At 59.8% G+C, this 16,151-nt stretch carries 14 protein-coding genes; 7 read left to right on the plus strand and 7 right to left on the minus strand.

Annotation, left to right across the window (positions count from 1 at the left end; all coding sequences use genetic code 11):
- A partial coding sequence (locus GFJ39_RS00005; protein WP_153429008.1) for an NAD(P)H-binding protein occupies positions 1 to 730 on the minus strand: 730 nt, incomplete at its 3' end.
- A gap of 90 nt (positions 731 to 820) precedes the next feature.
- Here GFJ39_RS00005 and GFJ39_RS00010 point away from each other — a divergent pair.
- Together GFJ39_RS00010 and GFJ39_RS00015 are read left to right on the plus strand one after the other, a co-directional pair.
- A complete protein-coding gene (locus tag GFJ39_RS00010; protein WP_153429009.1) occupies positions 821 to 1,735 on the plus strand; it encodes a LysR family transcriptional regulator in 915 nt (304 codons plus the stop codon).
- A gap of 230 nt (positions 1,736 to 1,965) precedes the next feature.
- Entirely contained in the window at positions 1,966 to 2,166 is a 201-nt protein-coding gene (locus tag GFJ39_RS00015; RefSeq protein ID WP_228391716.1) for a MerR family transcriptional regulator, read from the plus strand.
- Between the two features lie 41 nt (positions 2,167 to 2,207).
- Here GFJ39_RS00015 and GFJ39_RS00020 read toward each other — a convergent pair whose 3' ends face one another.
- From GFJ39_RS00020 to GFJ39_RS00040, 5 genes are all read right to left on the minus strand, one after another.
- Positions 2,208 to 2,414 (minus strand): hypothetical protein, encoded by a 207-nt coding sequence (locus GFJ39_RS00020; protein WP_153429010.1) that lies wholly within the window; start codon positions 2,412 to 2,414, stop codon positions 2,208 to 2,210.
- A 107-nt stretch (positions 2,415 to 2,521) separates the two neighbouring features.
- Positions 2,522 to 3,190, minus strand: a complete 669-nt coding sequence (locus GFJ39_RS00025) for a LexA family transcriptional regulator (protein ID WP_153429011.1) — start codon at positions 3,188 to 3,190, stop codon at positions 2,522 to 2,524.
- Between the two features lie 34 nt (positions 3,191 to 3,224).
- Positions 3,225 to 3,992: a glucosamine-6-phosphate deaminase gene (gene nagB / locus GFJ39_RS00030; RefSeq protein ID WP_153429012.1), complete on the minus strand. Its 768-nt coding sequence runs from the start codon at positions 3,990 to 3,992 to the stop codon at positions 3,225 to 3,227.
- On the minus strand, positions 3,989 to 5,095 hold the full coding sequence (nagA, locus tag GFJ39_RS00035; protein ID WP_194285248.1) for an N-acetylglucosamine-6-phosphate deacetylase: 1,107 nt from the start codon (positions 5,093 to 5,095) through the stop codon (positions 3,989 to 3,991). The genes nagB and nagA overlap by 4 nt, the downstream gene beginning before the upstream one ends.
- Before the next feature lie 51 nt (positions 5,096 to 5,146).
- Entirely contained in the window at positions 5,147 to 7,531 is a 2,385-nt protein-coding gene (locus GFJ39_RS00040; RefSeq protein WP_153429014.1) for a TonB-dependent receptor, read from the minus strand.
- Between the two features lie 311 nt (positions 7,532 to 7,842).
- On the opposite strand from GFJ39_RS00040, the gene GFJ39_RS00045 reads away from it, so the two are divergent.
- Genes GFJ39_RS00045 through GFJ39_RS14420 form a run of 5 tightly spaced genes read left to right on the plus strand, consistent with a single transcriptional unit; the run spans position 7,843 to position 12,333 of the window.
- Complete coding sequence (locus GFJ39_RS00045; protein ID WP_153429015.1) at positions 7,843 to 9,366, plus strand: sodium:solute symporter; 1,524 nt, start codon at positions 7,843 to 7,845, stop codon at positions 9,364 to 9,366.
- A gap of 4 nt (positions 9,367 to 9,370) precedes the next feature.
- A complete protein-coding gene (locus GFJ39_RS00050) occupies positions 9,371 to 10,303 on the plus strand; it encodes an N-acetylmuramic acid 6-phosphate etherase (protein WP_153429016.1) in 933 nt (310 codons plus the stop codon).
- A gap of 7 nt (positions 10,304 to 10,310) precedes the next feature.
- The gene (locus tag GFJ39_RS00055; protein WP_153429017.1) at positions 10,311 to 11,075 is read left to right on the plus strand and encodes a GntR family transcriptional regulator; all 765 of its coding nucleotides are present in this window, start codon (positions 10,311 to 10,313) and stop codon (positions 11,073 to 11,075) included.
- Positions 11,075 to 12,172 carry an anhydro-N-acetylmuramic acid kinase gene (locus tag GFJ39_RS00060; protein ID WP_153429018.1) on the plus strand — a complete coding sequence of 366 codons (1,098 nt, stop codon included), beginning with the start codon at positions 11,075 to 11,077 and terminating at the stop codon, positions 12,170 to 12,172. The genes GFJ39_RS00055 and GFJ39_RS00060 overlap by 1 nt, the downstream gene beginning before the upstream one ends.
- Positions 12,173 to 12,201: 29 nt before the next feature.
- Positions 12,202 to 12,333 (plus strand): hypothetical protein, encoded by a 132-nt coding sequence (locus GFJ39_RS14420; protein ID WP_267902320.1) that lies wholly within the window; start codon positions 12,202 to 12,204, stop codon positions 12,331 to 12,333.
- Between the two features lie 29 nt (positions 12,334 to 12,362).
- Here the strand turns inward: GFJ39_RS14420 and GFJ39_RS00065 are convergent, their stop codons facing one another.
- A complete protein-coding gene (locus GFJ39_RS00065; protein WP_153429019.1) occupies positions 12,363 to 16,121 on the minus strand; it encodes a glycoside hydrolase family 99-like domain-containing protein in 3,759 nt (1,252 codons plus the stop codon).
- Positions 16,122 to 16,151 lie beyond the last annotated feature (30 nt).

Here is a 16,151-nt window from a genome sequence, read left to right on the forward strand (position 1 = left end):
GGCGGATCGCGGCGATCATCCGCGTGCCGTCCGCATCCCAGAATCCGCCGAACTGCACGCGCTCGGCCGGTGCCAGGGAGCCGGAGGGAAGTTCGATCAACCGTGCCATCGTCTCGGCGAGATCGGGAAGATAGGCCCAACTGTGACCGATGCCGGGGCGACCGGGATCGACGATCCGCGTCAGAGGCGGCTTCGCCATCGCCAGAGCGAACCAGCTTTGCCGCGCCCCCGGTCCGAAGAAATCTCCCGCCCGCACCACGAGGCTCGGTACGTCCGGTGCCGCCTCGGCAAGGCGGCGTTCGAGTTCGGTCCGAATGATGCCTTTCCTTCCCCTGGAATTCTGCGGCGTCGTTTCGTCGATCATCGGCGAGGCAACGGCATCGTAATTATAGATCGTCCCCGGCAACACGATCCGTGCGCCATTCGCCGCTTTCGCCGCAGCGATCGTGTTGTCCATCATTGGCAAGACCATCGTATCCCAATGACGGTAGCCGGGCGGATTGACGCCATGCAGGATCGCGGCGGCATTGCTCGCAGCCTTGACGACGTCCTCGCGGCACATGGCGTCGCCCTGCACCCATTGCGGCGCCGGGCCGTCACCCCAGCCTGACGCCGCGCGCACCGGATCGCGCACCATCGCACACACTTGCCAGCCGCGTTGCAGCATGACCCGCGCGACCGCGCCGCCGACACCGCCGGTCGCTCCGAGGATGAGGATTGTTTTTGTCATGACCGACCTTTCCATGTGGTCACGGAAAATTGCCGTCGCTCGATCATGATGGAAATTGACAAAGACTGATAGGCAACCCATCGAAAAACGATGAGCATCATCCTTCCGGATTGGGAAGATCAGCGGGCTTTCCTCGCCGTCCTCGATACGGGCAGCCTGTCGGCGGCGGCACGGGCGCTCGGCCTGACCCAGCCGACCGTACGCCACCGGGTCGAGGCTCTGGAACGCGCGATCGGCCAGCCGCTCTTCTCGCGCGGGGTTAACGGGCTGCTCCCGACGGACGAGGCGCGGGAACTGGCGATCCATGTCAGGCGTATGGGTTTCGCGTCCGACGCCTTCTACCGCGCGGCGTCCGGTGCGGGCGGCGAGATCGCCGGAACGGTGCGGATCAGCGTGGCGGAGTTCGTCGGCATCGAGGTGTTGCCGCCCTTGCTGCTCCCATTGCGCGAGCGCCATCCGGGACTCGACCTCGAACTGGTGTTGAGCAACCATAGCGCCGATCTCCTGAGCCAGGAGGCGGATATCGCGATCCGGATGCATCGCCCGCGCCAGGACGCGCTCGTGGCGAAACAGGTCGGGCGCGTTCCGCTTGGATTCTTTGCTGCCGCGTCCTATCTTGAGCGGCACGGCACCCCGGACACTGCGGCAGACCTCGCGGCGCACGCGCTGATCGGCTCGGACCGATCGCCGGCGGACCGGTCTTTCACTCGGGATATGGAGAAACGGCTGGGCCAGACGTTCCGCTTCGGGTTGCGCACCGACAGCCATCCAACGCAACTTGCTTCCATGCGCGCGGGTCTGGGGATCGGGGTGGCGCAGGTGCCGGTTGGCGAACGAGATCTTGTGCGTGTCATGCCGGACGTGGTGGTCTCGGAACTCGACATCTGGATCGTCGCACATGAAGATCTACGCCGCAGCGCTCGGATCGACGCCGTCTTCCGCCATCTCACCAAGGCTTTGACCGGCTATTGCGCGGAGGGCGTGCCCGGAAAACCTGCCTCTTGAACTTCAAGCGCAAGCGCCAACGGCGGATCGCGTCGTTGGCCCGGTCTTTGCGGACCATATCCTCGGCGGTTTGGTCCCCGAAAGAAGGTCGTTCCGCAAATAACCTTCTGTTTTGTGGCGTAGGCGGCCTTCGCAAGAGCATGACGCCCGCGACAATCTCGGTCAGGAAAACCCGCCATTGACGAGCAGGGCAATCCAGAGCGCTCTGCGCCAACTGGTCCTGTGAGCAGATGGATGAGCTTGTTCAGGCCCATGTCACGGATATCGCGCGCAGGATTTACGATCTGCAGACACTGCGGCAGGAACTGACGCAGCTTCTTGCGCAATGCCAGCATGGCAAGGTCGCGGACTGCCGGATTATCAAGGCATTGCAACCCTATACAGACGCGCAGATGCCCGCAGCCCGTCCGGCGCGATCAAGCAGGCCGTAGGGAGGAATGTTGTGGGCGTAACCACATTTCGGCCTGAAAAATCAATGGGGCCTGCTGTTTGTCACGGAGCCAGACATCGTTTCCATCTGTTTTGTCAGCCTTTCGAGGCCCAGAGCCGAAATATTCAAATCAACCAGAAAATCGAACCACTCGTTATTCGTCATTCCGTAGTTGTTGACCCTCCATCCATTCTCACTGAGGAGGGTGTATGCTTTCCGGATCGCTGAAATATTGCTCTGCGCCACCATGACTAAATCCTCCAGCCCCACTGCGGGACACGGAAGATTCGTAATCTACACTTACATCTTAGTCAATCAAAAATGTAAGCAATGACTGATTATGTAAGTGAACCCGCTTACAACCGTCGGGAAAACCACACAACGCGGCCAAGAATCTGGCACCTGTGGGCTTCCACCTCGTAGGGTTTGAAGCGCTCGTTTTCAGACTTCACCTGAAACGTAGGGGTCTCGGCGCCATGGACGAGTTCAACCCATTTGCAGACCACGCCATCCCCGTCGAAGAGAACAAAAATCCCCTCCATCGCGACGTTCTTCTTCCGCATATCCACCAGAACCGTGTCCCCACTTCTGAGAAGCGGCTCCATGGACTGGCCTTCGATTTCCACAACGCACAGATCGGATGCGGATGCCCTCAACTCCCGCTGTACGAAGCCGGATTCAAAGAAACGCGGCCGTCCGAAGGCATGGTCGTCAATGATTCCGCCGCCTCCAGCACCAGCCCTGACGTCAAGTGAGCGCACGGGAACATAATCGACGGGCTCGTCTGAACCCGCATCATCAATCAGGTTCGCCGGCAGGTCGGGCAGCTTGACCTTGACGCCTTCCTTCTCGGCAATTTTTTCCGACAGATAATCAATGACTTTCTGCTCATGCTCCCGATTGGGACGCTTGCCCGTCTTCCACTGACTCACGGCCTGACTGGTGATGCCGAACCTCTTTGCGAGATCAATATTGCGGACAGCGCCAATTTTAATGGCGTGCTGGAAGAGCTCTTGGAAAGTCATTCTTACGTTATAGCGTTAAACTTACTTACAATCACTATAAGTTTTCGGGGCTGTTTGGTAAGTGACCATTCTGTCGCCAGATCCGGGCCGCTGCCGCATCCAGAATGACTGTTACATCGTCATGAAGCCGGATGGCCGTGGCGCTGACGGCCTCGCTGATCGGACCGTTCAGCGCCTCGTCAACGATCGCCGCCTTGTTGTCGCCAACGGCTACCAGCAGAAGATGGCGCGCTTCAAGGATCGTCCCCACCCCCATCGTCAGGGCACGTTCCGGCACACGCTCCGGGTCGTCGCCGAACATGCCGCTGTTCTGCCGCCGCGTCACGTCGTCCAGATGGACGACCCGTGTCCGGCTGTCGAACGCAGAGGGTGGTTCGTTGAAACCGATATGCCCCGTCTCGCCAATGCCCAGAAGCTGCAACCCGAGGCCACCGGCCGCGCGAATGGCTGCTTCATAACGCGCGCATTCAGCATCCAGATCCTCGGCCGAGCCGTCCGGCACATGCCCCTGACCGGCAGGCATATTCACATGCGAAAACAGATGCTCCTGCATGTAATGGCTGTAGGAGTTCGGGTCCGTGGGCGGCAGGCCGACATATTCGTCCAGATTGAACGACGTCGTGCCGGAAAAATCCAGCGTCCCCGCGTCATGCTGCTGCACCAGAATCCGATAGATGCTTTCCATCGTGCGGCCTGTCGCCAGTCCCAGAATGGACGCCTGAGGCCCGCGGATTTCCTCCGCGATCATGTCCGCCGCGCGCTGAAACGCCTGATCGGGCGTGTCCGTGACGATAATTTTCATACCCTGCGCTCTCCATTGACCCAGACTTCGCTGACCTGAAACCTGTCATCAAGAACCGTGAAATCCGCCAGAAGATCCGGCGCAATCGCCCCCCGGTCATGCAGCCCCAGATAGGCGGCGGCATTCGTACTGACCAGACGCGCCGCTTTCGGGAGCGACATCCCGGCGTCGATGGCGTTGCGCAGTGCTTGATCCAGCGTCAGCACGCTCCCTGCGAGCGTCCCGTCCGGCAGGCGGACCACACCGTCGCGGATCATCACGTCCTGGCCGCCAAGCTGGCTCGGACCGTCCGCCTCGCCCGTGCCTCGCATGGCATCCGTCACGAACAGCAGCCGCTGTCCCATCACGCGTTCCGCCAGCCGGAAACTGGCGGGATGAACATGATGCGTATCGAAAATTATCTCCCCATAAGCCACGTCGCTGCACATCAGCGCCGTCACCGGGCCGGGACGCCGCCCTTCAATGGCCGACATGGCATTGAACAGATGCGTCCCCCCCACGGTTCCACTTGCGGCACAGACCAGACAGATCGCCCGCTCGGTGCCTTCGAAATCCGTGGTGGTATGCCCCAGACTGACCCTGACACTCGCCTGCGCAAAAGCCTTCATGGCCGTCGGCGCGTGTTCAAGCTCCGGCGCGATGGTCACGACACGCACACATCCCGTCGCAACGGCTTCCGCCACCCGCTCGGCGGTCGGCTCGATATTGAACGGCGGCTGGGCCCCCAGCTTGTGCGGGCTGACGAACGGCCCTTCCAGATGTGCGCCATGAATGCGCGGTCCAGCCTCTACGCCCCGACGCGAGACTTCCGCCACTGCCCGCAGGGCCGCCATGACGTCCGGCCAGGGCGCGGTGATCGTGGTGGGCAGGATCGTCGTGGTTCCGTGGCCCAGATGGAAGCGCGAGAGCGTCTCGATGGCCGCAACCCCGTCCATCGTATCGGCACCCGCGCCGCCATGGACATGACCGTCAATGAACCCTGGCAGGATATAGCGCTCCGCCACCCCGGACCGAGGCACGATCCCGCGGATATGGCTGTCAAAATCCACCCGCCCCGGGACTACGCGGTCACGCAGGACAATCCTGCCCTCAAGATGCATCATCATCGCTCCTGATTCCAAATCCAGGCGCAGGGTATCCGGTCATGCCCATTCTCAGAAACCGGCCGTCACGGAGACCACGCCCGCAAACCCGCCGCCGACATAATAAAGCGGCGTCTGGGCAGCAATGTTCGTCCCATACACGCCTTTGGTGGCCTTGGCATTCCCCACAAGGCTTGAAGCGCCAGACAGATACCCGTTGTTGCCGAGATTGATGAGGTTCAGCTGGATCTGGGGGGGCTTTACGAACCGGTAGCTTTTCATGCGATAGCCAAGGGTGACATTCCCCGTGAAATAGGACGGAATTTTCTGGTCATTCATGAATGTGGCATATTGCGATCCCACATAATTCAGGTTGAAATTCCCGAAAATCGAACCGTTGTCATAAGCGAGCCCGATCGTCCCGCTGAAGGTCGGCGTATTGACGGCGGTCTTGCCTTTTGTCGGCAGCAGATCGCCCCCAGACGCCAGATTGTTGTCGATCGTGGCGTGCAGATACTGGCCCGACAGATAAGGGCTGAAATGGTGCCAGGGACGCAGGCCAAGCTCCAGTTCCGCACCGCGTGACGTCTGGCCACCCGCATTGATGGAGGCCGTTGTCGCCACACCGTTGAGATAGACGGTGGAGCTGAGCTGGCGGTTCGTCAGGTTATAGTTGAACAACGCAGCCGAAATGTTGACCAGACCGGTATGGCGATACCCGATCTCCTCGCCAATCGAATATTCCGGAGAAAGATTGCTGGCGCGGCTATGCGCGATCTTGCCGGTGGAAGTGCTGAAATAATCGGCCATCGTCAGAATGGAGGAGGGCGCCCTGAAGCCTGTCGAGCCATTGATATAGATCTGGTCGTGCGGCGTAATGCGATAGCTTGCGGCAAACTGCGGAAGCGGCTCCGCATAGTTGACGGTCGATTTGTAATTCGCCCCCCGGATGAGCTGGGTGGACATGCGCGAGACCATGGCTTCCTTGAAGCCGGCCTCGATGGTCAGACGGTCGTTCAGCGCCTTGAACGTGTCGTTGATGAACAGGGCGTTGGTTTGCTGGACGAAATTGATGTTGTAGCGGGACAGCGGAATACCGGCCTGCGTCATGATGGGGTAACGGCCGGTCATGGAAGCGATGTTCCCGTTTCCATCCGCTTCCGCATAATAGGAATGTTCCTGCTGGGTATAGTAGGAATACCAGTATCCGAAGGACAGCGTATTGTGCTGCGTCTTCCAGTGGATGGCACTGTTCAGACCTGAATTCCGTTCGGTGAACGTATCAATTGCCGCCCCGATGACGGATGACCCGCTCTGGGAGACCTGAAGCGGACCGGTATTCTGGTTGCCAACATAGCTGTAACCCGTCGGCAGCGTGGTGCCGCCATCTCCATAGCCCCAGAAATAATCATAATAAGGCGTGATGTCGGCCGTCAGAGAGTGGCTGAGGTTCAGATGAACCGGCGCCCCCAGGATCAGTGAATTGCGCTGGTTTTCCTGGAATTTGTAATAGGATGCGCCCCCGCTTTTGAAATTGGCCGCATAATTGGCTTTCGTCCCCAGAGCGTTCCACTGCGCCATCGAGGGCGTCTTCAGATAATATCCCGTCGGACTGTTATAGGAGAGAATGAACGAGGCGCGGTTTCCCTCTCCCCATTCCTTCAGGGCCTTGCCATCCACATGATACCGCGTGGTCCGGCCCGACCCGCGCCAGTTATCAGCCCCCTCATAGGAAAAGGATACGAAACTGCGGATGCCACTATGGCCAATATCGCCGCTGTCGATCCGGGCGAATTCCCGGTTGAGCGCATAGGAACCGTAAGCAAGATTCAGAAGTCCCCCGGCCTTGTGGGACGGATCGCGCAGAGTCTCGCTCAACTGACCACCCACGGCATTATAGAGCGGGGCTGAAATATCGGCCGATCCCTGCGAGAGCGACAGGCTCTGGATATTTTCATTGTCGGCGGTCGTTCCGGTGAAAATGAAGAAATTGAGCGGATCGGCCGCAGGAATCCCTTCATAGGTATAGCCCAGCTCGAACTGGTTCAGACCCCGTACGGACAGGCTGACCTGCTGATCGCTGGTGCCCAGCGGGTCTCCGCTTCCCGTCACGACACCTGGAAGGCTGGCGATCATGGTGGTGGGATTGCTGGTCGGGCTCTGCTTTGCGATGTAATCGCGGGTCAGGCCACTGCGCGATTTCGGGGCCGTCTGGGGCGGCATCATGCCCCCGCCCGGTGTCGCACCCGTCACGCCTGTCGCGCTTTGCAGGTCGGAATGGACGGTAATCCGCTCGGGGTCGGAATGAACAGCCGCCGCTGCCGGGGCCGGCTTTGCGGGTTTTCGCGGTTTCGAGGACAGGGCTTTCCGGAGCTGCGTGCTGGCCGCGCTGGCAGATGTCGCGGCAAGGGCAATCAACGAGACAGAAACAAGGAAAGACCTACTGAGGTTCTGCATTGCCGTTTCTCCCTGACCTGTTCCCGGAAAATCCCGCGCGAAGGACGGTCGAACTGTTCATGTCATGTACCGGTAGGCACCATTTTCAAGTCCAATCTAATACCGAAAACAAACCTCGTTCAACCTATTTCGAAAGCGAATCGTAAAAACGACCACTCTGATGCTTTCCCGAAGCTTTGCAGGATCTCTTGTGGCCCGGGTGAGCAACCCTTCCATAGCGCTCCGCCCACTTGGCAGGCCGCACCGCAAATCCCGGTATTGATCTGGTATTATATTTCTCCTATATCGAAACGAACAAGGGGACATGCTTCATGCGCTTTGCCGACATCGCCGTAATCTGCGCATATTTCGTGCTGCTCCCCCTTGTGGCGATCACGGTCTCGCGGCGTGGGAAAACATCCGGCGATTTCCTGTCCGCATCGCACGATCTTCCCTGGTGGGCGATCTGCCTTTCGCTCGTGGCGACAGAAACCTCGACACTGACCTTCATCAGCATTCCGGGCATCGGTTATACGACGGGAATGGTCTTTCTCGGCCTTGCCGGGGGATATCTGATCGGCCGGCTGATCGTGGCGATCTGGTTTCTGCCGCTCTACGCCCAGGGCCAGATCAGGAGTGCGTATCAGTATCTGGGCGAGCGTTTCGGTCCGGGGCTGCAATGTGCCGCCTCTGGCGCTTTTCTCGTCACGCGGCTTCTGGCCGAAGGGGTCCGCCTCTCCGCAGGGCTCCTGCCGCTGACATGGATGCTGGAACACAATGGAATATCCATAAACCATCTGGCTGTTCTGGGCCTCATCATGGCCTTTACGCTGGCCTATACGGTTCTGGGCGGCCTGCGGGCGGTTGTGTGGTCCGACACCATACAGCTCTGCATTTATCTCTTCGGCGCGGCCGCATGCGCCGGTCTGCTGATGCACGGTCTCCCATCCGATGGCTGGACACAGGCATGGGCCGCCGGGAAAATGGCCCCGTTCCACGCCCTGCATGTCAGCACGCTGCTGTCCGATCCTTTCACCCCCCTCGCGGCCCTGGTCGGAGGCGCCATTCTTTCAGTCGCGTCCCACGGCTCGGACCAGCTCATGGTCCAGCGTCTGCTGGCGGCCAGAACCCTCCGGGATGCCCGCTACGCGCTCGTTGGCAGTGCCTTTGTGGTGGCGTTTCTGTTCGGGCTGCTGTCCCTTGTCGGCGTGCAGCTCTGGATCACGCATCACGGCCAGTCCCTGACGGAACTCGGATTGCGCTCGCCCGACGAACTGTTCCCAAGTTACATCGTCTCAGGGTTACCTGCCGGACTGGGCGGCCTGCTGCTCGCAGGCGTCTTGAGCGCCACGATGGGCTCCCTGTCTTCCACCCTCAATGCCATGGCTGGCGCGTCCCTGACGGATTTCGGGCCTCTGCCGGAACGTCTCCTCAAACGCTGGGGACGTTTCTGCGGATTCCGGGAAAGCCCGCTGTTCGCCCCCCGTCTCACGACGCTGCTGTGGAGTATCGCGCTCGTTCTGGTTGCCCTCTGGTTTGCACAGGGCGAGCAGTCCGCCGTGATTCTGGGCCTGACGATCGCAGGGTGGTCTTATGGCCCGACTCTCGGGGCTTTCCTCTTTGGCATGTTGTATCCTGATGCCCGGCCACAGGATGCCCTGACGGGTTTTCTGGTCTCACTGGCGGCCATGGCGGTCATCATGAAGTTCCTCCAGTATTCCGGCTATCACATCGCTTTTCCCTGGCTCGTTCCTCTCGGTATCGCCGGAATGCTGGTGGTGGCCCGTTTTTCCATGCTGTTGACAGGCGCGCGCCGAGAGAACCGCCAGTCGGCTTATGACGCCCGAAAGGATTGAGGCCATGAGTGCCAAGAACACGTCCCTGCCGTCTTCAGTTGCGCCGGGCGGGACCGAGCAGCAGGACCCGCGCTATGGTGACATTGACCTGTGGCCGGTGACATCGGTTCTGGACTCTCTGGCGGAAGCCCAGATGACCGCAACCGCCGTCGCCCGGGCCGCGGTGCCGCAGATGAACGATGTCGTCACAGCTGCTCTCCCGCGTCTGCGGGCCGGAGGGCGGCTGTTTTATGTGGGCGCCGGAACGTCCGGCCGCGTGGGGCTTCAGGATGGGGTGGAACTCACACCCACCTTCGGCTGGCCATCCGAACGCCTCATCCTGATGCTGGCGGGAGGCACCACGGCCCTGTTCGAAGCCGTGGAAGGCGCCGAGGACCGCGAAGAGACCGCAAGCCGGGAAATCCTGTCCCACAATCCCGGCCCGAACGACGTGGTGTTCGGTATCGCGGCCAGTGGCGCCACGCCCTATACCTGCGCCGCCATTGCGGCCGCGCGGAACGCAGGCGCCCTGACCGTCGGAATCAGTTGCAACGGTGAGGGTCGTCTGCTCAGGGAAGCGGAGCTGGGCATTGCCATTGTCACCGGCGCGGAAGTCATTGCAGGCTCTACCCGGCTCAAGGCCGGCACAGCCCAGAAAGCCGTCCTGAACATGCTGTCCACAACCCTGATGATTAAACTCGGACATGGCTATCGCGGTCAGATGGTGGATATGCGCGTCGTCAATGCCAAACTCGAAAAGCGTGCCGCCCGCATGGTGCAGGATCTGGCCGGAGGCACCCCGGAAGAAATCGAGGCCGCCCTGCGGGCCAGCCGCCAGAACGTCAAACGCGCCATTCTCATCCGCTCCGGACTGACGATGGAAGAGGCGGAAACCGCCCTGACCCAACACGCAGGCGATCTGCGCGCCGTCATGGCCGCACAAGTGGACCGGGGCTGAGGTTTTTATGGACGTGAAGCCCACGGAAAACATTTTTGCTGCCCTCACGCCGGATGAGACCAACCGCAAACCCCTGTATCTGCAACTGGCTGAACGCCTGCGCGAACTCATCAACGGGGGAACCCTGCGCGGCGGCGACGCCGTTCCGCCGGAGCGTGAACTGGCCGCGCTGACAGGCGTCTCCCGTGTAACGGTCCGCAAATCGCTCGAACAACTGGTGACGGCTGGTCTCCTGACCCAGCGCCCCGGCGCGGGAACATTCGTCTCCCGCAGGATCCAGCAGCCGCTTTCGGTCCTGATGGGGTTTTCCGACGACATGCGGGCCCGCGGCTACGAACCGGCATCAATCTGGCTGGACAAACGCGCCGCAGGCGCCAGCCCGGACGAAGCCATGGCGCTGGGCATCGCTCCGGCCGCCCCGGTCCTGCGCCTGAAACGGATCCGGACCGCGGACGGCGAACCGATGGCCATCGAAACAGCCGTCATCTCACGTCGGGATCTGGCCTCTCCGGAACTGGTCGGGGAATCGTTTTACGCGGCCCTGAAAGCGCACGGCCTGTTGCCCGTCAGGGCACTTCAGCGGATCAGGGCGCGCATGGCCACGCTCCACGAAGCCGAACTGCTCCATATCAGCCACCCCACGGCCATTCTTGAAATCGAACGGCGCTCTTTCCTTCCGGACGGGCGCGTCCTTGAGGTCACATTTTCCTGCTATCGCGCCGACCTTTATGATTTCGTCGTGGAACTGCAAACCTCCGAGGAGCACGACTGATGCGATGCCTGACCGCAATAGGCCTGATGAGCGGCACATCGCTGGATGGCGTGGATGCAGCCCTCGTCCGGACGGACGGTGAGAAGATCCTCTCGCATGGCCCCGGCCTCAGCCTGACATATTCGCCGGAACTGCGCGCCCGCGCCCGCGATCTGCTGTCGCGCGCCGCAACGCTGAGCCCCGAAGATCCGGGACTGCGCCGTGTGGAGCGGGATCTCACCCTGCGTCACATCGAGGCCGTCCAGATCCTGCGCCAGAAGACAGACACCGTCGATCTGATCGGCTTTCATGGACAGACCATCCTGCACGCCCCCGAACGTCGCCTGACCTGGCAGATCGGCGACGCCGCCCTGCTGTCGCGTGAAACCGGCCTTCCGGTCATTCATGATTTTCGCAGCGCTGATGTCGCCGCCGGTGGGGAAGGGGCCCCTCTGGCGCCGTGGTATCACGCCGCCCTGCTGCGGGAGCATGAAGGCCCGGTTGCGATCCTTAATATTGGCGGGGTTGCGAATGTGACGCTGGTGGAGGCGGACGGAAGCATCCATGCCTGCGATACCGGCCCGGGAAACGCCCTGCTGGATGACTGGGCCTTTCTCCATACCGGCACCGCCTGCGATGTGGACGGCGCACTGGCCCGCTCGGGATCGGTTCACGAAGACATTCTCGAGCCCCTGCTGGCAGATCCCTATTTTTCCCGACCGGCCCCCAAATCGCTGGACCGGCTGACCTTCCAGCGTGCCATGACTGCGGTCAGTGCGCTGTCACCGCAGGACGGCGCGGCAACGCTCGTCGCCTTTACGGTCGAGGCCATCCGGCGCACACCGCTGCCACGCCCTCCGGCAGCCTGGTATGTGTGCGGAGGCGGTCGCCATAACCCGGTCCTCATGGAAGAGCTTGAGCGCGCTTTGCCGGCGCCCGTGCTGCCGGTCGAAAAGCTCGGCTGGAATGGCGATGATCTGGAGGCGGAATGTTTCGGGTTTCTGGCCGTACGGGCCCTGCGAAAACTGCCACTCTCCGCCCCGACCATCACCGGCGCTCCCTCCTGCCTGACCGGCGGGCGTCTGACGTGCAGCGGCCTGGTCCCTCCGGCTTTCTGATCAGTCAGCGTACCCAGGCCGAAGACGCCATGGCCAACCACCTCAAGCAGATGCGCCGCATCGCAATCCGCTACAACAACAGGACCGCCTTATCCTTCATGAGTCTCCTCAATATCGCTGCCGCAAGGCTCTGGATCAGGTCTTTTGTCAACGTGGCCTAAACATCTAGCGTAACCGCTAAGGAATTTTCTTAAGCGTTTTGTGATGTCAGTCCGAATTTCTGTTCCAGCATTGCGCGATAGTGCTTCTGACGGCTGATATGTGTTTCCGAAAGGGCCAGGCGATTGGCGAGCAGCTGATGCATGGAGGTGACTTCGTCAACATGATTGCGCCGGCTGTGGGTATGGGTGACAGAGTCTCCATGCCTTCGATGTACATTAAGCGCTTGCGCCAGATAGATGACTTCAACATTTTTCTGCATCAGCAGTTCAAGGTAAATGCGCCAGTCACCCGCGACACGAAGTGTCTTCAGGTCTTTCTGACAGGCACTGATGGCCGTCAGTAACTGTTTTTTTCGAAAGAGGGCACTGCTGACATTGAGGACAAGATTGCGTTCAGACAGACATCCCCGCAAAAAATCCTCTCCGGTAAAGTGACTGTCACTTTCCATAAGAAATCCTGCGCTTTCTGAGTAATAGGCACGATAGGATGGAAAAATCGGACAGCCGTCTTTATCTACAGCGCGACTATCGGTAAACGCCATGACGACAGCCGGATTATTTCTGATGCTGGCCAGAATATGTTCAAGAAATTCCGGTTCGCAGAAATCGTCCGCCTCAGCGATCCAGACCCAGTCGCCGCGTGCGATTTTGGCCGCTTTGTGCCACTGCTTGAAAACCGAACCAGAGGTGACGGTATTCTCTATACAGATGATTTCCCGGTTCCAGTCTTTTGCCGTCTGTCGCGCGATTTCGAGGCTGTTGTCGTCTGACGCATCATCAAGCACGATAATCTCAAAAATGGGTATTGTCTGAGCAAAAATCGAAGAAAGTCGTTGGCCCATATAGCGTGCGTAGTTGTGTGATGGGATGACGACGGAAATTTTCGGGATCGCGGGCAGGGCGAGGGCAAGAATTTCCTCGGTATAGTTTCTGAAACTGAAGCGTTGTGCGGCGGCGCGCGCTGCTTTGCGTCGTTCCCGGTTTGAGCGTTCTGAAGACCATGTTGCCAACTCGTCGGCTGCAACCATCATCGCTGGCACATCGGCAAAAGGAACAATCCTGTTGCAATGCTCAGTTTTGGAATCGATTTGTCGCAGAAGGTCCGGAATCCCGCCGGTTTCCTCAAAAGCAGCACATGGCAGTCCGGCTGCCAGAGCTTCCAGAATCACCGAGGGATAGGGATCCTCACGCGAGGCGAGAACAAATACGTCTGCCGCTGCCAGCCACGCCGCCACATTTCCAACCCTGCCGGGCATGTGGAATGTTCCGCTGGAGAGTGCGCTGCTCAGTTCGACATAGAGGTTGTTCTTCAGGGACGGATCAATATCGCCCAGCCACACACAGTGAGCTGTGCCGTGCATTTTGCGCCATAGCTGGAGGAAAAGGTCAAAACCTTTGCGCAGGTCCGCATAGCCGACCCCGATGACGATCCGTTCATCAGCCTCAAGACCCATTTCCCTGCGGATTGTCTGGCGTGCCTGAACCGAGAAAGACACTTCAGCGTAGAGACCTTGCGGCAGGATCTTCAGGTTGTCCAGAGTTTCGAGGTCAAGGCTTTTTGCCACACTCCGCGCGGGAGCGATGACGCGCCTTGCCAGAGTACAGGCCTTCTGCATAGGGGCGTGCAGGTCACGACTGCGCAGTAGAGCGGGAAGTTCATGAATGAGAAACAGAAAGCCGATATCCGCTTCCGCAAGATGAGGAGCAAGAACTGCACTGGCTGCGCTGTTGAGAATTGCAGACTGAAACCCCTGCCGACGGAGAGCCTCCAGGCGCATGGCGGTGGTTTTTGAGTCCACGACAAGGATCTCGGTAGGCGCTACATTGCGATATTCGTCGAGAAGAGCGCCCTCCTCAAGGAGAAGGAACTGGATTTCAGCTCCGAAGCAGTATTTCAGACTACGTCCGATTTCGAGCAGGAGTCGCTGCGCGCCTGCGGGAAACGCGTCATGTCCAATCAGGAGGACTCCGGACCGCGAGCGGTTTCTGCCCGCCCCGGTACAGGCGCGGGCCGTCGCGTTGAGATAGGCGCTTCCGAAATGCTGGTCCGGCTCCAGATAGGCCCCCTCGGCCCATTCATTCCAGGCGTTGATGCAGACGACCGGTTCTCCGAAGAATGTGCGGGATTGGGCCTGTTCTATCAGGCCGCTGAGCCAACGCTCATAAAGTTCCGGCGTTGATCCATGAAGGACAAGGCCTTTGCCTTGCCTTCGCGCATCATTGTCCCACGAAGGCGCTGCGGTTCTGATCAGGGGGAACGGCGTTCGGGGCTGGGCGAGGGCTTTATCCACGACTTCGCCGTAATCATAGACCTGACCGCTGAAGTCGTTATCGAACAGGCTGATTTCGTCATTGATCAGATTGCAGTTTGAAACGACCTTGTGAGGTGGAAATTCGATGGCACCGTCCAGACCGAAGAGATCGGGGTTTTCGTCACCGAAAGCCTGTCCCATGACGAAAATCGGATCCAGTCCATGCCGGGTGCGGAACAGCGTACGCCATCTGACGAAGGCTGTGGATGCGTCGGGGATCGTTCCGGGCCGATAGACCATGAGCACCGGTCGGCCGTCAAAATGGATGTAGCGGGGATCACGCAGATAGCGGGCAAAGCAGTCCACAAGAGCGTCATCGTCTTCTAAACGGTAATCCTGCGCGATCAGCAGGTCATCGTCCGAGCCATCCCACCGGCGGCTCCAGTTTTCGTTCGCCCACATGAGACAGAATGGAAGATCGATCTGCGGATTGGCCAGCAGGATTTCCAGAGGCTGGTCCAGCAGGCGTTTGCGGTTGAACCAGTAGAAATAGAAAATGAAACCTTCAATCCCGGCGGCCTGGGCCATCGCGGCCTGGCGTTCGAGGATCTCTGGCGTGTTTAAGGTATAATGCCCCAGATCCCGTGGAATACGGGGTTGGTAGTGGTCTGAAAAGCGCGGGATGCCTCGGGACAGGTTGGTCCATTCCGTAAAACCTTCGCCCCACCACGCGTCATTTTCAGGAATGGTATGAAACTGTGGCAGGTAATAGGCCAGAATACGAGCGCGACGGATGGCGCTTCTGGGTAGCGGCCGCGCTTTTTCAAATAGTGGCCCTGGTTTGCTCCGGCGTTTGATTTCACCAAAAACCGATACTTCGGTCTCGGGGCTGCAGGGGTGGATGTCCGGCCGACCACGGTTTTCCAGATAATGCAGCAGCGGATTGCTGTCGGGGGAATGCCGAAGGTATTTCCGCCTGTAATAAAGGGGATCAAACCCGTCGAACGGTTTGCGGGCCTCGCGAAAGCCTTGGACCATATAATGTTCAAGCGCATCCAGACCCGCTTTGGCGACATCGGGGTAGGCGCGCAGGTAGAAATCGGGATCGAATTCCGGGATCGGCCGTAACGGCGTGTTGTGACGGTTCCGCAGGTAGTGGGCGAGGGCCAGCATCTGTTTCGGAACATGGTAGGTGCGCGCGTACCACACCGGATCGAACCAGGCGATCGGGCGGCGACCTTCGCGTTCCCCGTACAGGATATAATGCAGTAACGGATCGCCGATGACGTCGCGGTTCTGGCTGAGATACCAGTGCGGATCAAAAAAGGGATTGGGTTTGCGTCCCTCCCGCCATCCGTGCTGGTGATAATGCCGAAGGACGGCGGGTCCGAGTGTCTGTAGGTCCGGATTGGATTCCAGATAATAAAACGCGTCAAAGATGCCGGAATGCCCGAGAATCTGTAGGGGAGACGCGTCAGCCGGGAACGGCGATATCCGTGAACCTTCAGCAGGGGAATGTGAGAACGTAGGCGGCATGCATAACTTTTTTACGCTTTTTTAACTTTA

Source organism: Gluconobacter aidae (genome assembly GCF_009547075.1).
Lineage (GTDB): Bacteria > Pseudomonadota > Alphaproteobacteria > Acetobacterales > Acetobacteraceae > Gluconobacter > Gluconobacter aidae.